Origin of the sequence: Kitasatospora cathayae (assembly GCF_027627435.1) — a bacterium.
Lineage (GTDB): Bacteria > Actinomycetota > Actinomycetes > Streptomycetales > Streptomycetaceae > Kitasatospora > Kitasatospora cathayae.
This window is the reverse complement of record NZ_CP115450.1, coordinates 8186670-8207317: the sequence shown is the minus strand read 5'-3', so window position 1 is coordinate 8207317 and position 20648 is coordinate 8186670. Positions and strand designations below refer to the sequence as shown.

The following is a 20648-nucleotide window of genomic DNA, read 5'->3' as shown; positions in this document are numbered from 1 at the left end:
TCAGTCGACGCAGGGGATCCCGCCGGCCTTCACCGCCGGCCCCTGCATCGGCAACCCGGCGGCCGGGTCGGCCGAGCCGTCGGCCGGAGCCGAGGCACCCGCCGAGGGCGCGGTCGGGGTGGGGGTCGGAGTGCGGGTGGCGGCGAGGGTGACCAGGACGTGGCCCGCCGCGACCGCCGAGGACGGGACGGCGGTGACGCCGTAGCGGGCGGCGACCGCCTGGGCGTCGGCCTTGGCGCCGCTGCCGTACGTCACCGCGGTGGCCCGGGTCCGCGCCGGGGCCTCCCCGATCCTTCCCGCCTGGTAGCCGAGTTCGACCAGCGCCTTGGACTCGGTGGCCGCCGCGCCCGCACCGGCCGCCGCGTTGACGTCGACCACGGACTTGGGTGCGGCGCTCGGCGAGGGCGTGGACGTGGCCGTCTCGCTCGGGGCGTTGCCGGGCGCCGTGGCCGGGACGGCGGGCGCCTGTTCGTGGTTGAACAGCTGCCGGACGATCCTCTTGATCAGGTCCGGGTTGACGGTGTTGACCTCCTGCCCGCCGATGGTCTTGAACCCGGTGATCGGCAGGGTGTTGAACTCGACGTTGCCACCGGTGAGGTTGGGCGCCTGCTGGGCGAAGTCGAGGACGTTCCACTCGTTGTCGATCACGACGTCCTTCTTCACCACCTCGAACAGCTTCTGCATCTGCCCGAAGTCGTTGAGGATGCCCTGCTGCTTGAGCCGGTACTCGACCGAGGAGATGAACGCCTGCTGCCGGTGGGTGCGGTCGAGGTCGCCGTTGGTCAGGTGGTGGCGCTGGCGGACGAAGGACAGCGCCTGGGCGGCGTCGAGCGAGCTGATCCCGGCGGGCAGCTTGAGGCCGGTGCCGCCGCCCTCGTGGGTGGCGGTCCGGGCGATGATCGGATCGTCGACCGGGTGGTTGAGGCAGACCTGGATCGGTTCGACCGCCTTGGCGATGTCGTAGAAGCCGATCAGGTTGACCTCGGCGAAGTGGTCGATCGGGACGTCCAGGAAGCTCTGCACGGTCTGGATGGTGGCCGAGCGGCCCGCCTCCCGGCTCTGCCGTTCCAGCTCCGCCCTGGAGAGGGCCTTGCCGGCGAGCTTCGCCTCGGCGGCCTCCTTGGCGATGCCGTAGGCCTCCTTGATCTTGTGCATCCTGCCGTCGGCGCCGACGGTCTGCACGTAGTCGTCACGCGGGACGGACAGCGCGGTGACCTTGCCGCCGTTGGCCGGGATGTGCAGCACGATCAGGGCGTTGGTGTTGTAGCCGCCGATCTCACTGGAGCCGGCGTGCAGTTCGTCCTCGACGAACTGCTTGGGCAGGTCGTTGCCGTCCATGTCCTTGCGGCTGTCGAGGCCGATCAGCAGCAGGTTGACGGACTTGTCCAGATGCGGCGGGGCGTTCTTCTTGGCGTCGGCCAGCGCGGTGGACTTGAACACGCCGTCGTCCAGGCTGCGGTACTCGTACCAGGTGAAGCCGCTGGCGCCGAGCACGGCGACCGACACGGCACAGGCCAGGGTGCGGCCGGCGACGGTCAGCGGGGCCGGGCCACGGCCCGGAACCCGCCCGCGCGGGCGGTTGCTGAGCTCAGCCACGGCGCCCCCTTCCGCTCGGGGCACCCGCCCGGGCGGGCCTGCGGCGCTCGAGCACCGCCCGGACCACGATCACCAGCAGCACGACCGCCACCGCCTCCGCCATCACCGGGAACGCCCCGACCATCCAGCGCACCGCGCCGGTGCCCAGGCCCTTGCCCTGGTACTTGTCGGGATTGCACAGGTATTCGACCCCCGAGGCGGTCAGCAGCACCACCACCGGGGCGGCGGTCACCACCCACCAACGGCCGGCACGGCTGCACAGCAGGGCGGCGAGGCCGGTGCCGAGCACCGCGCCGACCGCGAACAGGATGCCGGCCCCGGGGCCGCTCAGCTCGTCCGCGATCCCGCCGACCAGCGGCAGCCCGACCGCCGTGAGCGCGGCGAGCGGACCGCCACGCCGGCGGGCCTGCTGCCTGCGGCGCGAGGCCCCGCCGCGCTGGGCGCGGGCCTCCCGTGCCGGGTCGGCGTCGCCGCCGGCCGCGCGGGAGCGCTGGGCGGGCACGGCGGGGTCCTCGGTGCGAGGTCCCGCGTCCTGGTACGACGTTCTCGCCCGCTGGCCGGCCATGCGCACTTCCCTCGATCGTTTCGGCTGCGGCGGCGCGACCACGCCACCGCTCGTGCCGGGACGCCACCGGTCCCGTGGCAGTTCCCACCGTCTACAGGCCTGTAGAGGTTGATGTGGAGCATACAAACCCATATCAGCAAAGTCACCCGCCGCCGTTCCGCCGCGACCGAACGTTTCGGGGCTCTCGTTACGATGACCATGATCCCCGCCACAGGATGACCATGATCCCCGCCACGTCGGCACACCTACAGGAACGCATCAGAGGAGCAGAGCGTCACCATGTTTGAGAGTCTGAAGAACCTCGCGGACAAGGCCACCGACCTCGCCCGCGAGCACAGCGACGTGCTCGGGCAGGGCCTGGAGAAGGTCGGCGAGGTGATCGACGACCGCACGGACGGCAAGTACAGCGGGCAGATCGACACCGGTGTCGAGAAGGCGAAGGACTTCCTGCGCAACCTCGACGGCGAGCAGAAGACCGCCGAATAGGGTCGGACGGGCCTCCCACGAGGCACGGCCGACCGTACGGTGATCGAACTGGATGACGGGCGAACGGGGAGGGGCCGACAGCGGTGAGTGAGGAGCAGAAGGGGTCCCGCTGGGGGCGCTGGATCGTGATCGGTGTGCTGGCGGCGGCCGGGTGGGGCATCGTCCGCGGGGGCGGCCACGAGCCCGCCACCTCCTCGGCCGCGCCCTCCTCGTCCCCGTCCACCACCGCCGCGGCGCCCTCCGCCGCCTCCCCGGGCGCGTCGTCCGCATCGCCGTCGAAGCCCTCCGGCAGCTACGAACCGGCCGACTACGCGGCGCCCGTGCGCCAGTACGCCGGCGAGGCCGGGGTCAACCCCCAGCTGCTGATGGCGATCCTCTACAACGAGGCGTACAAACCCCACGACCCCGAGTTCGAACGGGCGTGGCAGCGCAACAAGCCGGACGCCGCCTTCGGCATCGCCAACATGCACCGGGCCGCCTTCGACGACACCAAGCCGGGCCGCCCGTTCGCCTCCCGCCGCTGGGAGGAGCTGCCGGACGACCGCAACCTGGCGATCCAGGCCGCCGCCTGGCACCTCCACGACCTCGCCGGCCAGCTCCCCGCCCGGGTCAGCGCCCCGCTGGACAAGGACGAGCTGCTCGCCCTCGGCTACAACGCCGGGGCGGGCAACATGCTCGCCTTCGCCCGGGGCGTCAAGATCGGTCCGCAGGCGCAGTCCTACCTGGACCGGCTGCACGACAACTGGGCGCGCTCCGGCGAGGCCGTGAGGTGACGACCGGTCCGGTCAGCTGACGCCGAGTTCGGCGGCCCACTTGGTGCGCCAGGCCAGCGCGTCGGCGACACCCTCGGCGAGGGTGCGTTGCGGTGCCCAGCCGAGCAGATCGCGGGCGGCGTCCACGGAGGCGTAGCAGCCGATCACGTCACCCGGGCGGGGCCCGGCCTCGCGGACGTCCAGCTCGGTGCCGACGGCCTGTTCGAAGGCGGCGACCAGCTCACGGACGGTGGTGCCCTCGCCCGTTCCGACGTTGATCGCCCGGTAGCGGTCGGCGGCGTCGGGGGCGATCACCTCGTCGAACCGGAGCAGCGCCGCGACGTGCGCCTCCGCCAGGTCCTGCACGTGGATGTAGTCGCGGATGCCGGACCCGTCCCGGGTCGGCCAGTCGACACCGGTGACGGTGAACGGGGTGCCGTAGGTGTGCGCCTCGATCAGCTTGCCGAGGGCGTGGCTGGGGTTGAGGTTCTGCAGGCCGGTGCGCAGCTGGGAGTCGGCGCCGATCGGGTTGAAGTACCGCAGGGCGATGACCCGTTGCTGCTCGGCCCCCTCGCCCCGGGTCCAGTCCTGGAGCACCTGCTCCATCATCAGCTTGGTGCGCGCGTACGGGCTGTTCGCCTCGACCGCGGAGCTCTCGTCGACCTTGGCGTCCGGGGTCGGCGCGTAGATCGAGGCGGAGCTGCTGAACACCACCCGGGTGCAGCCGTGGCGCTGCAGGGCGTCGAGCAGTTCGACGGTCTTGGCGACGTTCTCCCGGTAGTAGAACAGCGGCTTGGCCACCGACTCCGGGACGATGATCCGGGCCGCGCAGTGCACGGTCGCGTCGATGTCCGGGTGCTCGGTGAAGATCCGCTCCAGCAGGGCGGCGTCGGCGATGTCGCCCTGGTAGAACACGCGGTTCCGCACGAACTCGGCGCGGCCCTTGGACAGGTCGTCCAGGACGACCGGGGTGATGCCCCGGTCGAGCAGGACGGAGGCCACCGTGCTGCCGATGAAGCCGGCACCGCCGGTGATCAGGACCTTCCTCATGCGCGGTTGCTCCCTTGCGATCGGCCGGGTGTCCGGTGACGCCCGGTGATCGTTGGGACGTACGCGGTACACGGCCGGTTCCCGTTCGGCGGTGCGGTGTTGATCACCGGGGCGCGGGCGCCGGTTCCCGGTCCGTCAGCGGCGGGCTCGGGCGCGGGCGCGCAGCCGGAAGCCGACGGCGACCAGGACGACGACCGCGGTGGCGGTGGCGGTGGCGGTGGCGGCCCAGGTGGTGGCGTCGTCGGTGGTCCCGTGGACGGGCGCGGCGGCGGTGGCCGTCATGGCCGCCGCTGGAGCGCCGGTCTCGGGTGCGGCGGGGGCGGCCGCCCCGGCGGCTGCGCCCATCGGCGCCGGGTCGCTGATCGCGGCCGCCTCGACGTCGAGTTCGCGCTCGCCGTGGCCGAGCGAGGGGAAGGCGCAGTCGACCACGACCTTCCAGTGCCCGGCGGGCAGCAGTTCCCGAGTGGTGTACGTCCCCGGCCGATCCGGCACGGCGACCAACCGCCAGGGGCCGATGGTCCGGCCGTCCGCGGCGGTCGCGGACAGCGTGCCCGCGAAGTCCTCGGTGACCGGGTCGTGGTCGTTCTCCCAGGTGGCGACGGCACTGATCCGGCCGTTCCGCTGCCCGGCCACCTCCAGGTGGACGGTGTCGCCGTGGGCGGCGGCGGGTGCGGCGGCGGGCAGGACGGCCGCGGCGGCGAGGGCGAGCGCGGCGAGCAGCGGGCGGGTGCGGATGACCATGACGGGCGTTCCTCGGGCGGAGACGGTGAGGGTGCGGGGAGCGGCGGCGCCGGGTGCGGCCGCCATCGGGTGATGGCGGCCGCACCCGTGGTGCGAGCGGTGGAGCGGGGTTTCCGGACCTACGAGGTCTTCACCAGCGACCAGTTCTGGTACGGCCGGCCGTTCGGCTGCTGGAGCTCCAGCAGCCAACCACCGTAGTACCAGCGGTCGCTGAGCCCGAGCACCAGGGTGGAGCCGTCCGCCGCGAGGGTGAACCCGCCGTCACCGGCTGCGAGTTGCCACTTCTGCGCGCCGGCGTCCGAGCACGGCTGCTGCGCCACGTACTGTCCGGCGACCGGCGTGCCGCCGAGTTGCAGGCACTTGCCGGACCGCACCGACTTGATCCGCACCGCACCGTTCCCGGCGTCCTCGAAGGACCACTTCTGGTTGGCGTAGCCGGTGCGCTGGTAGCCGATCGCCACGGTGCCGTCGTTCATCGAGCTGCCCCACAGGTCGGCGGCCTGGCCGGTGAGGCCGTTGACCATCGTGTAGTGGGTGCCGGGCTGCGGGCGGCCGGCGTCGGCCAGGGTGTGGAAGCTCGCCTGGCGACCGGGCTTGCCGACCGTTCCGGCCGCGTCGCGGACGGCGACGGCCACCGTGTAGCCGGTGCCGGGGGCCAGCCGGACCACGCCGACCACGGTCGAGCGGACGGTGCCGATGGTCTGGCCGTTCAGCTGGACGTCGTAGCCGGCGGCGGACGGGACGGGGTTCCAGCTCAGCATGACCGAGTTCTGGGTGATCTGGCTGACCGTCACGTCAGGACCGGTGCTGCCCGTGGGCGGGGTCGCGGTCGGCGACGGGGACCCGGTCGGCGTGGCGGTGGGGCTGCCGGTGGGCGTCGGGGACGGCGAGGGCGTGCGGGTGGGCGTGCCGGTGGCCGTCGGGCTCGAGGTCGGGGTCGGGGTGGGCGTGGGGTTCGGGCCGGTGCCGTTGCCCGCGATGAGGAAGCGGTTGTTCGCGACGTTCCAGTGCGTGGCCAGGTAACTACCGGGCGCGGGGTTCGTGTTGTAGTAGTCGTCGTGGTTGCAGTCGAGCCGGTCGTCATGGGCGCGGTCCGGGCAGACGGTCCGCATCTGCGGATAGTAGGGGGCGTCCGAGTAGCACATGATGTCCCACTCGTCCGTGCAGTGGCCCGCCTTGCTGGAGTTCGGCGCGCTGTTGTTCACCGCGCCCAGGTTGTGGCCGAGTTCGTGGGCGGCGGTGGAGCCGCTCCAGCAGCCGGCGTCGGTGCGACCGTACGAGGGGCCGAAGTTGCTGAGGTTGTCCTGCCCGGCGCGCTCGTCGCCGGCGAAGGTGCCGATCCCGCAGTACACCTTGGCGTCGGTGAACATCATGTACTTGCGGTCCTTGCGGTTGAACCCCTGCGCGGCCAGGGCGCGGTTGCTCGCGTTGAAGTCCTGGATCTCGGCGTCCGAGATCTGCACGTTCAACACCGAGGCGGTGCAGTCCGGTTCGGTGACGAAGCGGACGTGCCGCACCCCGCCGGTCTCGGCGGCGCTGGCGTTGTAGATGACGTCGACGTCGGCGGCCCACTTCTTGAACGAGGACAGGTACTGGGCGTACCGGTCGTTGCCCGGGGTGTGCACGTACACCACCTGGACGCGGTTGCCGCTGCTGCCGTCGCCCTCGCAGACCAGGCCCGATCCGGCGGCCGGGGCCGCGGCGCCCTGCGGTTCGGCGGCGGTGCCGGAGGCGGCGGCGGGGGCGGAGGCGGCGGCGGAGCCACCGAGCAGCGCCTTCTGGGTGGCGTCGAGGACGGGCGCGCCGCCCTTCAACAGATCGGCGGCCGCGGGCGGTTGGGAGCCGGCCGCCGGGGTGAGCGCGGGCGCCTGGGCGGCCGGGGCCGCGACCGGCGGGACGTCCTTGCGCATGTCCACGTCCTTGGGCGGCGCGTCCGGGCCGTGGCTGCACTGGGTGCTGCCGGTGACCTCCAGCATGTTGCCGCAGCGGTCACTGGTCGGCAGGTTCAACCCGGCGTAGACCAGGCCGCGTTCGGGCTGGTCCTTGGGTATCGCCTTCGGCGGGGCGACCTTCTCGTCCCGCTTCGGGGCGGGCGCCTTGGTGGCGCCCTCGGCGGTGCCGGTCTCCCCCGGCCCACCGTCGTCCGCGACCGCGTCGACCGGCGCGTCCGCCGCCGTGACGGTGGCGCGCACCGCCCCCGGCTCCAGCACGGTGCGCAGGCCCAGTGTGCCCGCGACCAGTCCGGCCGCCACCGCCACGGCGACCAGGGCACTCCTGCGGGTGAGCCTGCGGCGCCTGCGCCGACGGAGCTCGCTGCTCCGGTGTCCCATCGCGTTCCTCTCCTCGTGTGACGGTCCGCGCCCGGTGATGCGGGGCTCGGACCTTCCGACACAAGGGAGAGCGAGGGGGACGGCCGGGAATAACAGAAACCTCTTGCGAAATTTCCAGACTCGTTCGAAACGGGCCGCGCGGAGACCGGCTTCGTGGAGACGGGCCGCGCAGGGACTGGCCTCGCGGGGACGAGCCTCGCGGGGACGAGCCGCGCGGGGACGGGCCGCGCGGAGAAGGGTTCAGCGGAGGCGCACGGGCACGAAGGTGCCGGGGAGCGCACTCGGGGGGTGCACGCTCCCCGGCATGGGGTGGTGGCGGCCACCCGGCCGGAGCCCCGGGGCCCGCGGCTCCGTCGGCCGTGACGAACGCCAGGCCTCTCGACAGGTCGTGACCAGTGCCCTGAACAGGGAAGTTTCCGCCCCGGACATGCCATCGCCGTCGGACACATGGCGACCCGTCATCTAGCGGAAGCGCTCAGGCCGCGACCTCGATCCGGGCCACCCCGCCGACCGCCGACCGGGCCGCGCGCCCGGTCGCACCGCAACCGCCGTGCAGCCGGGCCAGCCCGGCGGCGAGCACCGCGCGGTCCCCGGCGAGCCACAGTCGCAGCGCGGCGGACAGCGCGGCACTGGCCGAGCCGGTGGCCGGCCCACCGGTGCGCACCAGCCGCTCGCCCAGCAGCGGCAGCAGGTCCGCGACCGGGGCGGGCAGCCAGAGGGTCACCGCGCAGGGCGCGGGCCGGGCGAGGACCCGCAGCAGCGGCAGCACCGAACCGTCGTCGCTCAGCGCCGGGATGACCTCCAGCAGCCCGTCGACCGCGACCCCGGAGACGTCGCCGCCGTGACCGCGCGCCAGGTCCCGCAGCAGCGCCCGTTCGGCGGCGGCGATCCGGACGGTCAGCATGACCTCGCCATCGCAGTCCATGGTCCCGGCCCCCTTCCTTCTCCACCGACCATGCTGGGCCTCGCACGGCCGCGCGGGCGAGGGTCCAAAGACCCCGCGGTCCGGGTAGTGCACGAACCTCAGGGCATGGACATCCCCGCTGGCCAGGCCGATGCCATGGGCCGTACTGTCGGCCGGGGCGGCGGTGCACGGCGGGCGGACTCCGGGCGGATCAGCCATTGGAGTGATCCCTGCGCGTTCGACGCAACGCCCGTCGGACCGGCGCGTTTCCTATGGCGTGCGCCCTCTGCCCCGGGTGCACGCGGGAACCGCGCTCGCCGGTCCCCCGCCTCCCGGCCGGCCGGCCGGTGCCTTCCCCCGGTACCGCCCGCACCGGTCCTCCTGGTGAGAGGAAGTGTCATGGCCCTGCCGACCAATGCCCTGCTGGCAGAGACACGGAAACGGATCGTCCCCCCGAGAACCACGCCGCCCCCCGTCCCCACCGTCCGCGCCGCCGTCCCCCCGCTCGCCCCCGGCGCGCTGCCCGGCCTCGGCCACGCCGCCGCCCTGCTGCGCGACCCGCTCGGCTTCCTCGGCTCGCTGGCCCGCCTCGGCGGCGTGGTCCGCATCAGGCTCGGGCCGCGCACCGTCTGCGTGGTGACCGACGCCCGGCTGGTCCACACCCTGCTCGTCGCGCTCGCCCACGACTGTCCGCGCGGCGCCGTCCAGGACACCCTCAAGACGGCCTTCGGCGACGGCCTGCTGATGTCCGAGGGCCAGGCCCACCGCGACCGCCGCCGGATCATCCAGCCCGCCTTCGGCCCGGACCGGATGGCCGGGTACCTGGCCGTGATGCACCAGGTCACCGAGGAGCGGGCCGGGCGCTGGCGGTCCGGCCAAGTCCTCGACGTGGCCAAGGAGATGAATCACCTGGCGCTGGAGATCGTCACCCGCTCGCTGTTCGGCGCCCGGCTCAGCGAGGACGCCACCCTCGCCTTCCACCGGGCCCTGCCGGACCTGGTCAAGGGCCAGATCGTCCAGTCCCTCTACCCCCACCCGGCGTTCGCCCGGCTGCCGCTGCCCGTCAACCGGCGCTTCGACGCCGCCGTCCGGGTGCTCAACCAGGTGGTCGATCAGGCCGTCAACGGCCGTGCCGGCAAGGCCCGTTCGGCGCAGCGCGGGAACACCCTGCCGGCCCTGCTGCGGGCCGCCACCGATCCGGCCACCGGCCGTGCGCTCACCGAGGCCGACGTCCGCTCCGAGGCCATCACCATGTTCGGCGCCGGTACGGAGACCGTCTCCACCACCCTCACCTGGCTGTTGGACGAACTCCTGCGCCACCCCGAGGTGGAGGCCCGCGTCCTCGCCGAGCTGGACGAACACCTCCCTGCCGGTGCCACTCCCACTCCCGAGGCACTCAGCCGGCTCACCTACACCCGCAGCGTCACCCAGGAGGTGGTGCGACTGCACGCGCCCAACGCCTTCCTGATGCGCACCGCCCAGGTGCCGGTGGACCTCGGCCCGTACCGGATCCCGGCCGGCACCGAACTGCTGTACAGCCTCACCGCACTGCACCGCGACCCGGTCCGCTACGACGAACCGCTGAGCTTCCGGCCCGAGCGCTGGCAGGACGGCGGCGGACTCGGACGGCCCTCCTTCCTGCCGTTCGGGGCGGGCAAGCACAAGTGCATCGGCGAAGCCTTCGCCTGGGCCGAGCTGACCGTCGCGGCCGCCGCGATCCTGCGCCGCTGGCGGCCGGTGGCCGTGCCGGGGGCCCGGGCCCGCGAGGTGGTGTGGACGACCGTCCAGGCCCAGGGCCTGAAGGTCCGGCTGGCGCCTCGCACGCCGACCACCGTGGCGACGGACGAAGGCCCCGCGGCGACGGAGCCGGACCGGCCGCTCCCCGCCCGGTGCCCGTTCACCGGCACGGCAGCCACCCCCGTGCCGGCTCCACGGCCGCCCGCCGAACTGCGCGCCGCCGCCGACCGGCACGCCGACTGGGCGGTCCGCCACGGCCTGCTCGCCCCGGCCGAGCTGCCCGGCTACCAGGCCTACGGGCTGCACGAGCTGATCGGCCACGCCTTCCCGCGCGCCCGGGGCACCGAACTGGACCTGCTGGTCGACGTACTGGGCTGGTTCACCGTCCTGGACGACCGCTTCGACGGGCCGCCCGGACGCCGTCCCGCGGAGGCCCACGCGCTGGTCGACCCGCTGATCTCCGCCCTCGACGGCGACGCGCGCCCGGACACCCCGGACGACCGGCTACTCACCGCCTGGCGGGAACTCTGGCACCGCCAGAGCGAGTCGACCTCCGCGGCCTGGCGCGCCAGGGCGGCCCGCGAGTGGCGAGCCTGCCTGGCCACCTTCCCCGCCGAGGCCGAGCACCGCGCCCGCGGCACCGTCCCCGCCCTCGGCCTCGGCCTCACGGACACCATGCGGCTGCGCCGCCACGGCAGCTGCCTCTACCCCTTCATGAACATACTGGAACGGGTCCACGGCGCCGACGCCCCCGCCGCCCTGCACGCGGAGCCCGCACTGCACCGCCTGCGGGCCAACACCGCCGACGCCGCGACGCTGATCAACGACCTCTACTCGCTGGAGCGGGAGGAACGGCAGAGCGCGGCCGCCTTCAACACCGTCCTGACCCTGCAGCGGGTCCGCGGCTGCACCCGCAGCCGGGCCGTCCGAGCGGTCCGCGCCCGGGTCGCCCGGCTGCGCCAGGAGAACGAGGAACTGCGCCGCGACCTGGGCCGCCGGCACCCGGCGGGGCGCTGGTACCTGGACGGCACCCGGGAACTGGTCGCCGGCGTCCAGGCCTGGACCAGCACCAGTGACCGCTACCTGGTACCGGGCGAGCGGGGGCGTTGATTCCCCCGGGGGCCGCGCTACTTGCGGCCGCCGAGCGCGAACAGCAACAGGACGAAGCCCGCGAACAGGTGGGTGGCGAAGATGTAGATCCCCGCGCGGACCAGCATCGCCTTGCGGCGGCGCTTCTCCTCGCTCGTACCGTCGCCCTTCACCGGGCTGTCGGCGCTGTCGCTCATGGTGCGGCTCTCCTCGGAGTCGGACGCGGGCGCGGGCCGGTGGGCACGGCCGCGAGCTTCGGACTGCGCCTTCCGGGCCGCAGGTCGCGGGCTTCGGGCTGCAGGCTGCGGACTGCTGGTTCCGGGCTCAGCGGGGAGACCGGCCGCCGGGAGCGCGCAGCTCGGTGAGCAGCGCGCCCTGGTCGGTGATCAACTCGGTGAGGATCCGGCGCGCCGCGCGCAGCAGCTCGGCGACGTCCGGAGTGCTGAGCGCGTACACCACCGTGTTGCCCTCGCGGGTGGCCGTGACCAGCTGGGTGCGGCGCAGCACCGCGAGCTGCTGGGAGAGGTTGGACGGCTCGACCTCGATCTCCGCCAGCAGCTCGCGCACCGGTCGGGGTCCGTCCTGGAGCAGCTCCAGGACCCGGATCCGGACCGGGTGGCCGAGAGTGCGGAAGAACTCCGCCTTGGCCTGGTACAGCGGGACCGGCATCGCCCGTTCCCTCCCTCGAATCCGGCTGGGTGGTCATAGGGCCGGGCGGGTTCACGCGCGGCCGACAGGCATCATCGCGACAGATGAAGATTTCTTCAAGTCGTCACAGCGGAAGGTGACAACTCCCACACGGGCGGCCACATCCCGTTCAGCAAGGTGTTCCACACATGACATCTCATTCCCCGGTCAAAGGACGTCGCCTCCGCACCGCCACCGCGGCGCTGATCGCCGTCGCCGCCCTCCTGGCCGTCGCACCGGCACCCGAGCCCCTGCTCGGTTCCGAGATCCGCCGGATCCCGACCGAGGAGCGCGTCCATGGGCGGCACTTTGCCGGTCGGGACCGACACCGGGCCCGCGCCCGGCCTCCTGTGCCGATGACCTGCCCGGCGCCGCTCCGCCCGGCTTCCGGCGGGCCCGACGGGCAGGCGGTCCCCAGGGAGCCGGACGCCTCTCCTCGAGGCGACCTGGGCTGGTGCGGGACAGCTCGGCCCTGCCGCCCGGTCAGCCCAGGCCGTCCCGCAGGGCGTCCACCCGGGCCACGGCTTCGGCGAAGGCCTCGCGGTCGAGGCTGCCGGAGTCGAGGGCGGCCGCCAGGGCGGCGGTGGCGTCCTCGCCCTGCTGGGGGTCGCGGGCGGAGCAGAGGATGAGGTCCATGCCGGCTGCCGCGGCGGCGACGGCGCGGGGGCCGGCGGGTCCGTACGGGGTGAGGGCGTCGGCTTCGAGGGCGTCGGTGACGGTGACGCCCCGGAAGCCGAGGCGGTCGCGGAGCTCGCCCTGGATCACGGTGGGCGAGAATCCGGCCGGACGGTCGGGGTCGAGGGCCGGATAGACGGCCCAGGAGGCCATCACCAGGCGCACGCCCGCGGCGATGGCGGCGCGGTACGGGGCTTCGCCGCGGGTGCGCAGCTGGGCGAGCGGGACGGGGAGGGTGACGGGGCGGGCATCGGTGTTCTCGTCGCGGGCGGCTGAGCCGAGGCCGGGGAAGTGCTTGGCGGTGGCCGCCACGCCCTGGCTCTGCTGGGCGGCGAGGAACGCGCTGCCCAGTTCGCCCACCCGGGTGGGGTCCTGGCCGTAGGAGCGCTCGGAGTGGTCGATGAAGTTGTCCGGGGTGTCGTAGACGTCGAGCACCGGGGCGAGGTTGACGTTCAGCCCGGCGTCGGCGAGGGTCCCGGCGGCGCCGGTGCCGGAGTCCACGGCGGCGGCGAGCGGGTCCGGGGCCGTTCCGGTGCGCCGGGCGGAGAGTTCGGGTGCGCCGGGCAGCCGGCGGACCTTGCCGCCCTCCTGGTCGGTCATCAGCAGCAGCGGGCGCGGGTGCGGAGCCTCGGCGGCTGCCTGCTTCAACTTCCCGACTGCTTGGGCGAGTTGTTCAGGACTGGTGATGTTCTCACCGAACAGAATGACCCCGGCGGCCCGACCCTTCCGGATCGCGTCCAGCGTCTCGGGCGGCGGGGTCGGGCCCGGGTAGGAGAGCACGATCCGACGCCCCGCGAGCTGCCGGGAGTCCTGGTGCCGGACGGTCATCGCTGCGGTCCTCTCGGCGTGGGCGCCGATGCGGTGCGTCACCGATCCGGCGGGGGCAGGCCCGGCGGGGACCGGCCCCAGCGTGGCTCCCAGCACCAGCAGCACCGAGGTCAACTGGGCGACCTGCCGGAACGGGGCCATCACGCCTCCAGGGTCGGCAACGGCATACGGTCCGCCAGCGTACCCAGGGACCGGCCGTCCGGCAGCCCGGAAAACGCCGTGACCGCCCCATGCGCTCCTAGGTTGGGCGGATGTTCGAACGAGGAGGCGGTGAACGCGCTCGGCCCTTCCGGGTTCCGCGGCCGTGCCGTGGACAGCGGCTTCGGTTGCCTCTTCGACAGCACGGCCACGGCTTCGCCGGGCGCGCTGCTGGGCGAGGACGGCGAGGTGCTCAGGCGGGCCTTCGCGCGGGACCGGAGCGGGCCGGGCCCGGTCGACCTCACCGAGCCGGGCTCCGGCGCGGGCCTGGTCGCGTTCCGCACCGGCTTCGGCGAGGGGCTCTACCCGACCTGGGTGGCCACGGCGCCGGCGGCCGGACGGTCGGCCTGGGCACCGAGTTCGTGATCGTCCCGGCGGCGGGCCGTGACTACGGCGAGGACGGCTGACGCCCCACGCGCCGCACCAACTCCCCCAGGACGGCCACCCCTTCGGTGATCCCGCCCGGTGAGCCGGCCGCGTAGCCGAGGACCAGACCGGGCGGGCACCGGAGCCGGGCGTGCCAGGACAAGGGCTGGACCTTGACCCCGCGGGCGAGGGCCAGGGTGGCCAACTCGGTGTCACTGCAAGCGAGTTCCTCCGGCAGGGTGAGCATCAGGTGCAGTCCGGCGGCCGCGCCGTGCACCGTGGCGGTGGGCAGGTGGGTGCGGATGGCGGCGATCATCGCGTCCCGGCGGCGGCGGTGGCGGCGGCGCAACAGCCGTAGGTGGCGCTCGAGTTCGCCGGACTCCATCAGTCGGGCGAGCACCAGTTGGGGCAGCACCGGGTTGCCGAGATCGGCGAAGCGCTTGGCGTCGAGCACGGCCCCGCGCAGTCGCGGGGGCACCAGCAGCCAGCCGGTGCGCAGGGCGGGGGCGAGCAGTTTGGAGATGCTGCCCGCGTAACAGACCCGGTCGGGCAGTTCGGCCCGCAGGGCGGGGAGGGGCGGGCGGTCGTAGCGGTGTTCGGCGTCGTAGTCGTCCTCGATGACCAGCCCTCCTTCGCCTGCCCAGCGCAGCAGTTCGCGGCGCCGCTCACCGCCGAGGACGACGCCGGTCGGGTACTGGTGGGCGGGGGTGAGCAGGACGGCGGGGGCACCGGTGGCGCGCAGCGCGTCGACCCGGATGCCCTCGGAGTCGACCGGGACGGGCGGGGTGGCGGCGAGCCAGTGGGCGAGGTGCTGGCGGGCGCCGAGCGAGCCCGGGTCCTCGACGGCGACCTCGGTGATGCCCGCCCGTCCGAGGGAGCGGCCGAGCAGGGCGAGCGCCTGGGCCGTCCCGGCGACGACCAGCACCTCCTCGGGATCGGCCCGGATGCCCCGGTTGCGGGCCAGCCAGTGGGCGACGGCCTGCCGTAGGGCGGGGGTGCCGCGGACGTCGCCGTAGCCGAGGTCATGGGCGACCAGGCCGTCGAGGACTGCCCGTTCGGCCCGCAGCCAGGCGGCGCGGGGGAAGGCGGCGAGGTCGGGCACGCCGGGAGTGAGGTCGATCCGGGCGGGGGTGCCGCGCAGGTGGTCGAACACGTCGGGGTCGGGGTCGTCCCGGAACAGCACGGGCGCCGGGCGACCCGGCGGGGCGTTCCCCGGGGCCTCGCACGGTACGGCGGGTGTCAGGGCGACCACGACGGTGCCACCCCTGCCCCGCCCGGCGAGCTGGCCCGACTCGGCGAGCCGCCGGTAGGCGTCGGTCACCACCCCTCGGGAGACGCCGAGTTCGGCCGCCAGTACCCGGCTGGCGGGCAGTCGGCTGCCCGCCGGGAGACGGCCGTCGGCGACGGCCTCGCGCAGCCGGCGGGCCAGCCAGTCGGTGAGGCCGCCGGGCGGGGCCTCGGCGGCGTCGAGCTGGAGGAAGTCCGCCCCGGTCTCCCCGGGCCTGCCCGGTTCCCCGGACCTCCCGGCCTCTTTGGACCTGTCGACCTCAGTGCCTTTGGACCTGTTCACCGGTCCATAGTGGCGCGAGGGTTGAGCCATGACCACCGAGACCAAACCCGCCCCTGCCTCCCACGTCCCCGCCCCCTACGTCCACGGCTACTCCGACGCCGAGGCGCAGCGCCTCGGCGACCAGGCCGACACCCTCGCCGAGCTGCTGCACGCGGGCACGGTCTACCCGGCGGGCAGCCGGGTGCTGGAGGCGGGCTGCGGGGTCGGGGCACAGACGGCGCACCTGCTGGCCGCCAGCCCCGGCGTGCTGCTGACGGCGGCGGACGTCTCCGCCGAGTCGCTGGCGCAGGCCCGGGCCCGGATCGCCGCCGCGGCACCGACCGCCCAGGTCGTCTGGCACCACGGCGACCTGCACCAACTGCCCTTCCCGGACGGCGCGTTCGACCACGTCTTCCTGTGCTTCGTGCTGGAGCACCTGCCCGACCCGACAGCCGGCCTGGCTGCGTTGCGGCGGGTGCTGCGGCCGGGCGGGACGATCACGGTGATCGAGGGCGACCACGGCTCGGCCTTCTTCCACCCGGAGACCCCGGCCGCCCGCCGCACCATCGACCACCTGGTGCGGCTCCAGGCCGGGGCGGGCGGCGACGCCCTGCTGGGCCGTCGGCTGTACCCGCTGCTGACGGCGGCCGGCTTCGCGGACGTGGCCGTCCGTCCCCGTACGGTCTACGCCGACGGAGGCCGCCCGGCGCTGGTGGACGGCTTCACCCGGCGGACCTTCGTCGCGATGGTGGAGGCCGTCCGGGCGGAGGCCCTGGCCGCCGGTCTGACCACCGCCGAGGCCTTCGACCAGGGCATCGCCGAACTGCGCCGGGCGGCCGAGCCGGGCGGGACGTTCCACTACACCTTCTTCAAGGCGGTGGCGGTCAACCCGTAGTCGGCAGGATCCAGCGGCGAGGTCGGACCGCCCTACGGCAGGCCGAGTTCCGCCTTCCGGTCCATGATCACGTCCATGTAGACCCGGATGCTGGGCAGCCGCTCCGGTGACGCGTCGCGGATGGCCTTGATCGCGTGGACGTGGCGCCCCGCGGTGAGGTGTTCGTCCACCGCGCGCCGGGCCTCGGCGGGCAGTGCGGACCAGATCGGATCGTCCATGGCCGCCATCCAAGAGGACGGCGGCCGGGCCCGGCAAACGATTAATCAGCGGTCAGCCGGAGACCTCCCCGAGGTTCGCGAGCAGGGCGCGCATCCCCTGGACGAGCGCGGTCCGCTGCGCCTCGTCGAGGCCGGCCAGCATGCGGTGCTCGTTGGCGACGTGGTCGGGCAGCGCGCGGTCGATCAGGGCGTGGCCCTCGGGGGTGAGCTCGACGTAGCAGCTGCGGCGGTCCTGGTCGCTGCGGATGCGGGTGACCAGGCCGCGGGCCTCCAGTCGGTCCAGGCGCTGGGTGATCGCGCCGGAGGTGACCATGGCGGACTCCATCAGGCCGGTGGGGGTGAGGCGGTACGGCGGTCCGCTGCGCTTGAGGGTGGCCAGGACGTCGAAGGAGGGGGCATCCAGGCCGTGCTCGGCGAAGGTGCGGTTGAGCTCGGCGTCCACCAGGCGGTAGAGGCGTTTGAGCCGGCCGAACACCTCCATCGGGGAGACGTCCAGGTCAGGGCGCTCGGCGCCCCATTGCGCGACGACACGGTCGAGATGATCTGCCACGGGTTCAGGGTAGGCGACGCCGGGACGATTCCTTAGCGGTGAGGTAACTGTGAGCCACGTCACCGGTGGAATTCACTGAAAGATACCTTAGCGCTGAGATACATTGGCTTAGTGCTAAGCAATCGCCTCGCCGTCGTGCTGGTGACGGCCCTCGCCCCCGCCGTCTGGGGGACGACCTACGCCGTCACCACCGAGATGCTCCCGCCCGACCGTCCGCTCCTCGCCGCCGTCATCCGCTGCCTGCCCGCCGGACTGCTGCTGATCGCCCTCACCCGCACCCTGCCGAAGGGCAGCTGGTGGTGGCGCGCGCTCGTCCTCGGCGCGCTCAACATCGGCGGCTTCCAGGCCCTGCTGTTCATCGCCGCCTACCGCCTGCCCGGCGGGATCGCGGCCACCGTCGGCGCCGTCCAGCCGCTGATCACCGCCGCCCTCTCGGCCGCCCTGCTCGGTGACCGGCTCACCCTGCGCACCGTGCTGTCCGGCATCGCGGGCGTGGCGGGCGTCAGCCTGCTGGTGCTGCGCGCCAACGCCCGGCTGGACGCGATCGGGCTGGCCGCCGCGCTCGGCGGCGCGGTGGTGATGGCCTTCGGGGTGGTGCTCTCCAAGCGCTGGGTCTCCCCCGCGCCACTGCTCGCCACCACCGGCTGGCAGCTCACCGCCGGCGGTCTGCTGCTGGTGCCGGTCACCCTGCTGAGCGAGGGCGCCCCGCCCACCCACTACACCGTCGACAACGTGCTCGGCTACGCCTACCTCTGCCTGATCGGCGCGGCCCTCACCTACGCGATCTGGTTCCGCGGACTGCGCGCGCTGCCGCCGACCTCGCTCTCCTTTCTCTCCCTGCTCAGCCCGGTGGTGGCCACGCTGGTCGGCTGGCTGACGCTCGGACAGGACCTCAGTCCGCTGCAGGCGCTGGGCGCGGTGGTCGTGCTCGGTTCGCTGATCGTCGCCCAGACCCAGCGGGCCCGGCCCCTTACCACGGCCACGGCGCCCGCCGGCCCCGCTCCGGCGGGCACGGCACCCGCGGACCCGGCACCCGGCGTCCGGCCGAGCGCGCTGCACGAGAACGCCTGACCCCACACCAACCGCTCCACCGCAGTCCCGCTCCAAGAAACCAAGGAGAAACCTTCATGCGTATCACCGTGTTCGGCGCCACTGGCAACGTCGGCCGGCGGGTCGTGACCGAGGCGCTCGCCCGCGGCCACGAGGTCACCGCCGTCGTCCGCGACCCGGCCAAGCCGCACGGCCTGCCCGCCACCGTCACCCTCGCCGTAGGCGACGCGAGCAACCCCGAGGACGTCGCCCGGATCTCCGCCGGGCAGGACGTGGTGATCACCGCCACCCGTCCGGCGCCCGGCAGCGAGCACGAACTGGCCGCCGCCACCCGGGGCCTGCTGACCGGCCTGGCCGGTACGGGCGTGCGCCTGCTCGCGGTCGGCGGCGCAGGCAGCCTGACCGTGCCCGGCACCGACGGCACGATCCTGGTGGAGTCCCCCGGCTTCCCCGACGAGATCCGGCCGATCGCGCTGGCCTGCGGCGAGCAGCTGGAGCTCTACCGCGCCGACGAGAAGGTCGACTGGACGTACCTGAGCCCGGCCGCCCTGCTCGAGCCCGGGGAGCGCACCGGCCGCTTCCGGCTCGGCCGGGACGAGCTGCTGGTCGACGCCGAGGGCAACTCGGCGATCTCGATGGAGGACCTCGCCGTCGTGCTGCTCGACGAGGCCGAGCAGCCCGTCCACCGGCGCACCCGCTTCACCGCGGGCTACTGACCGGTCCTGACGGCACCTGACAGCCGTGGTGCTGGATGCCCCCCGGAGGTGTATCCAGCACCACCCCGGAGACGGTGTCCAGCATCATCGCGCGTCAGGTGTCGCGTCGGACACGATCGTTCCCGTGAACACCACCGCATCCCGCACCCGCCGCGCGGCCGCCGTCCTCGCCACCGCGGTCCTCGCCGGCCTCGCCCTGCCCGCCACGGCGAACGCCGACTCCGGCCGCAACCCGGGCGACGCCGGGCGCGTACCCGCCCGCTACGCCGGCCAGAAGCTCGACTGGCAGCCCTGCGCGGGGCAGCCGGCGCTCGACTGCGCCACCATGGCCGTCCCGCGCGACTGGCACCACCCCGACGCCGGGCCGGATCTGTCCATCGCCGTCTCCCGGCACCGCACCGCCGACCGGGCGCACCGGCGAGGGACGCTGATGGAGGCCGCGGGCGGTCCGGGCGGACAGGGCCTGCTGCGGCCGATGGAGCTCGTCCAGGGCGCCCCCCAGGTGGCCGCCGGGTACGACATCGTCAGCTTCGACCAGCGCGGCGTCGGGCGCAGCACCCACGCCCAGTGCCAGACCCCGGAGGAGTTCCAGGAGTTCCTGGCCGGGGACTGGCGCGACCAGTCCCCCGAGGCGATCGACCGGACCGTCGCCAACTCCCGCAAGCTGGTGTCCGGTTGCGTGGAGCACAGCGGCGATCTGCTGCCCTACCTGACCACCGAGCAGACCGTCCGGGACATGGACCTGTTCCGCTCGCTGCTCGGCGAGGAGAAGATCAGCTACTACGGCGCCTCCTACGCCACCATGATCGGCGCCTACTACGGCACGCTATTCCCGCACCGGGTCGAGCGGATGGTGCTGGACAGCAACATCGGCTTCGAGGGCACCTGGGAGCAGTTCGAGCTGGGCCAGCCGATGAGCTTCCAGCGCCGGTTCGAGCAGGACTTCCTGCCCTGGATGGCCGCCCGGGACGCCACCTACCACTGGGGCACGACGCCGGAGGAGGTCAAGGCGCACTGGGAGCAGCGGCGCGCCGCGCTGCACGGCCAGCCCATCACCGACGGCTCGTTGACGCTCGGCCCGAACCAGCTGGACAACGGCACCATCAGCGCGATCTACAGCGAGAAGGCCTTTCCGTTCCTGGCCCGCGCGCTGACCGCGCTGGACGACTGGCAGGGCGCCGATCCGGCCGCCAAGCAGACCGCCCGCCAGCTGTTCGGCCAGTACCTCAGCCCGGAGTTCCTCGCCGAGTACTTCTCGGTGACGTGCGGGGACACCAAGTGGACCAAGGACATGGACACCTGGATCGAGCGCGGCGCGGAGAACACCGCCCGCTACCCACTGCTCGGTGCCCGCACCCTCGCCTTCAGCTCGGTCTGCGCGGCCTGGCCGACGGACCCGGCGCCGAAGGTCAAGGTCACCGGCGCGCACCTGCCACCGGTGCTGATGCTCAACTCGCTGCACGACCCGGCCACGTACTACGAGGCCGCGCTCGGTGCGCACCGCGCGCTGCGCGGCTCGAGGCTGGTCACCGTCACCAGCAACGGCAACCACGGCCAGTACCCGGGCTCCGACCCGTGCGTCACCGACACCGTCGAGCGCTACCTGCTGGACGGGCAGGTGCCCGAGCACGACCTCACCTGCCCGGCCGCACCGGCCGGTTGAGCC

20 protein-coding genes are annotated in these 20648 nt (G+C 73.7%); 8 read left to right on the top strand and 12 right to left on the bottom strand.

Going from position 1 to position 20648, the window contains the following annotated elements; translation table 11 throughout:
- Together O1G21_RS36670 and O1G21_RS36665 are read right to left on the bottom strand one after the other, a co-directional pair.
- Positions 1–1596, bottom strand: coding sequence for an LCP family protein (locus tag O1G21_RS36670; protein WP_270149889.1), 1596 nt, complete (start codon positions 1594–1596; stop codon positions 1–3).
- The gene (locus O1G21_RS36665; protein ID WP_270149887.1) at positions 1589–2161 is read right to left on the bottom strand and encodes a DUF6542 domain-containing protein; all 573 of its coding nucleotides are present in this window, start codon (positions 2159–2161) and stop codon (positions 1589–1591) included. Before O1G21_RS36665 ends, O1G21_RS36670 begins: the two co-directional genes overlap by 8 nt.
- A gap of 279 nt (positions 2162–2440) precedes the next feature.
- Between O1G21_RS36665 and O1G21_RS36660 the strand changes: the two genes are divergently transcribed.
- Positions 2441–2647 (top strand): antitoxin, encoded by a 207-nt coding sequence (locus O1G21_RS36660; RefSeq protein WP_270149886.1) that lies wholly within the window; start codon positions 2441–2443, stop codon positions 2645–2647.
- 83 nt (positions 2648–2730) lie between these two features.
- Positions 2731–3420 carry a lytic transglycosylase domain-containing protein gene (locus O1G21_RS36655; protein ID WP_270149885.1) on the top strand — a complete coding sequence of 230 codons (690 nt, stop codon included), beginning with the start codon at positions 2731–2733 and terminating at the stop codon, positions 3418–3420.
- Between the two features lie 12 nt (positions 3421–3432).
- On the opposite strand, the gene galE is transcribed toward O1G21_RS36655, so the two are convergent.
- From galE to O1G21_RS36635, 4 genes are all read right to left on the bottom strand, one after another.
- Positions 3433–4449, bottom strand: coding sequence for a UDP-glucose 4-epimerase GalE (gene galE, locus O1G21_RS36650; protein WP_270149884.1), 1017 nt, complete (start codon positions 4447–4449; stop codon positions 3433–3435).
- 135 nt (positions 4450–4584) lie between these two features.
- Positions 4585–5256: a hypothetical protein gene (locus tag O1G21_RS36645; RefSeq protein ID WP_270149883.1), complete on the bottom strand. Its 672-nt coding sequence runs from the start codon at positions 5254–5256 to the stop codon at positions 4585–4587.
- A 53-nt stretch (positions 5257–5309) separates the two neighbouring features.
- Complete coding sequence (locus O1G21_RS36640; protein WP_270149881.1) at positions 5310–7520, bottom strand: RICIN domain-containing protein; 2211 nt, start codon at positions 7518–7520, stop codon at positions 5310–5312.
- A 475-nt stretch (positions 7521–7995) separates the two neighbouring features.
- Positions 7996–8445, bottom strand: coding sequence for a hypothetical protein (locus O1G21_RS36635; RefSeq protein WP_270149880.1), 450 nt, complete (start codon positions 8443–8445; stop codon positions 7996–7998).
- 378 nt (positions 8446–8823) lie between these two features.
- On the opposite strand from O1G21_RS36635, the gene O1G21_RS36630 reads away from it, so the two are divergent.
- Positions 8824–11271: a cytochrome P450 gene (locus tag O1G21_RS36630; protein WP_270149879.1), complete on the top strand. Its 2448-nt coding sequence runs from the start codon at positions 8824–8826 to the stop codon at positions 11269–11271.
- Positions 11272–11288: 17 nt separating this feature from the next.
- Here the strand turns inward: O1G21_RS36630 and O1G21_RS36625 are convergent, their stop codons facing one another.
- The 3 genes from O1G21_RS36625 to O1G21_RS36615 form a co-directional block, all read right to left on the bottom strand.
- A complete protein-coding gene (locus O1G21_RS36625; protein ID WP_270149878.1) occupies positions 11289–11447 on the bottom strand; it encodes a DUF6126 family protein in 159 nt (52 codons plus the stop codon).
- A gap of 127 nt (positions 11448–11574) precedes the next feature.
- Positions 11575–11919: an ArsR/SmtB family transcription factor gene (locus O1G21_RS36620; RefSeq protein ID WP_270149876.1), complete on the bottom strand. Its 345-nt coding sequence runs from the start codon at positions 11917–11919 to the stop codon at positions 11575–11577.
- Between the two features lie 501 nt (positions 11920–12420).
- Positions 12421–13581: a glycoside hydrolase family 3 N-terminal domain-containing protein gene (locus O1G21_RS36615; protein ID WP_270151458.1), complete on the bottom strand. Its 1161-nt coding sequence runs from the start codon at positions 13579–13581 to the stop codon at positions 12421–12423.
- Here O1G21_RS36615 and O1G21_RS41525 point away from each other — a divergent pair.
- Positions 13474–14004 carry a DUF4241 domain-containing protein gene (locus O1G21_RS41525; protein WP_333493535.1) on the top strand — a complete coding sequence of 177 codons (531 nt, stop codon included), beginning with the start codon at positions 13474–13476 and terminating at the stop codon, positions 14002–14004. The two genes, O1G21_RS36615 and O1G21_RS41525, sit on opposite strands and share 108 nt — an antisense overlap.
- 22 nt (positions 14005–14026) lie before the next feature.
- Here O1G21_RS41525 and pdxR read toward each other — a convergent pair whose 3' ends face one another.
- Positions 14027–15574, bottom strand: a complete 1548-nt coding sequence (pdxR, locus tag O1G21_RS36605; protein ID WP_270149874.1) for a MocR-like pyridoxine biosynthesis transcription factor PdxR — start codon at positions 15572–15574, stop codon at positions 14027–14029.
- Between the two features lie 28 nt (positions 15575–15602).
- Here pdxR and O1G21_RS36600 point away from each other — a divergent pair, with 28 nt between their 5' ends.
- Complete coding sequence (locus tag O1G21_RS36600) at positions 15603–16448, top strand: methyltransferase domain-containing protein (protein WP_270149873.1); 846 nt, start codon at positions 15603–15605, stop codon at positions 16446–16448.
- A 32-nt stretch (positions 16449–16480) separates the two neighbouring features.
- Here O1G21_RS36600 and O1G21_RS36595 read toward each other — a convergent pair whose 3' ends face one another.
- Entirely contained in the window at positions 16481–16666 is a 186-nt protein-coding gene (locus O1G21_RS36595; protein WP_270149872.1) for a hypothetical protein, read from the bottom strand.
- Between the two features lie 52 nt (positions 16667–16718).
- Positions 16719–17216 carry a MarR family winged helix-turn-helix transcriptional regulator gene (locus O1G21_RS36590; RefSeq protein WP_270149870.1) on the bottom strand — a complete coding sequence of 166 codons (498 nt, stop codon included), beginning with the start codon at positions 17214–17216 and terminating at the stop codon, positions 16719–16721.
- Positions 17217–17327: 111 nt separating this feature from the next.
- Between O1G21_RS36590 and O1G21_RS36585 the strand changes: the two genes are divergently transcribed.
- The 3 genes from O1G21_RS36585 (at position 17328) to O1G21_RS36575 (ending at position 20645) form a co-directional block, all read left to right on the top strand.
- Positions 17328–18287 carry an EamA family transporter gene (locus O1G21_RS36585; protein ID WP_270149869.1) on the top strand — a complete coding sequence of 320 codons (960 nt, stop codon included), beginning with the start codon at positions 17328–17330 and terminating at the stop codon, positions 18285–18287.
- Between the two features lie 56 nt (positions 18288–18343).
- Entirely contained in the window at positions 18344–18982 is a 639-nt protein-coding gene (locus O1G21_RS36580; RefSeq protein WP_270149867.1) for an NAD(P)-dependent oxidoreductase, read from the top strand.
- 124 nt (positions 18983–19106) lie between these two features.
- Positions 19107–20645 carry an alpha/beta hydrolase gene (locus O1G21_RS36575; RefSeq protein WP_270149866.1) on the top strand — a complete coding sequence of 513 codons (1539 nt, stop codon included), beginning with the start codon at positions 19107–19109 and terminating at the stop codon, positions 20643–20645.
- Positions 20646–20648 lie beyond the last annotated feature (3 nt).

Excerpts from the sequence above, each read along its gene's own strand:
- O1G21_RS36630 (WP_270149879.1), top strand. The coding sequence starts at position 8,824 with ATGGCCCTGCCGACCAATGCCCTGCTGGCAGAGACACGGAAACGGATC.
- O1G21_RS36660 (WP_270149886.1), top strand. The coding sequence starts at position 2,441 with ATGTTTGAGAGTCTGAAGAACCTCGCGGACAAGGCCACCGACCTCGCC.
- O1G21_RS36600 (WP_270149873.1), top strand. The coding sequence starts at position 15,603 with ATGACCACCGAGACCAAACCCGCCCCTGCCTCCCACGTCCCCGCCCCC.
- O1G21_RS36665 (WP_270149887.1), bottom strand. The coding sequence starts at position 2,161 with ATGGCCGGCCAGCGGGCGAGAACGTCGTACCAGGACGCGGGACCTCGC.
- O1G21_RS36615 (WP_270151458.1), bottom strand. The coding sequence starts at position 13,581 with ATGGCCCCGTTCCGGCAGGTCGCCCAGTTGACCTCGGTGCTGCTGGTG.
- O1G21_RS36595 (WP_270149872.1), bottom strand. The coding sequence starts at position 16,666 with ATGGACGATCCGATCTGGTCCGCACTGCCCGCCGAGGCCCGGCGCGCG.
- O1G21_RS36640 (WP_270149881.1), bottom strand. The coding sequence starts at position 7,520 with ATGGGACACCGGAGCAGCGAGCTCCGTCGGCGCAGGCGCCGCAGGCTC.
- O1G21_RS36645 (WP_270149883.1), bottom strand. The coding sequence starts at position 5,256 with ATGGCGGCCGCACCCGGCGCCGCCGCTCCCCGCACCCTCACCGTCTCC.
- O1G21_RS36620 (WP_270149876.1), bottom strand. The coding sequence starts at position 11,919 with ATGCCGGTCCCGCTGTACCAGGCCAAGGCGGAGTTCTTCCGCACTCTC.
- O1G21_RS36635 (WP_270149880.1), bottom strand. The coding sequence starts at position 8,445 with ATGGACTGCGATGGCGAGGTCATGCTGACCGTCCGGATCGCCGCCGCC.
- O1G21_RS36625 (WP_270149878.1), bottom strand. The coding sequence starts at position 11,447 with ATGAGCGACAGCGCCGACAGCCCGGTGAAGGGCGACGGTACGAGCGAG.
- galE (WP_270149884.1), bottom strand. The coding sequence starts at position 4,449 with ATGAGGAAGGTCCTGATCACCGGCGGTGCCGGCTTCATCGGCAGCACG.
- O1G21_RS36580 (WP_270149867.1), top strand. The coding sequence starts at position 18,344 with ATGCGTATCACCGTGTTCGGCGCCACTGGCAACGTCGGCCGGCGGGTC.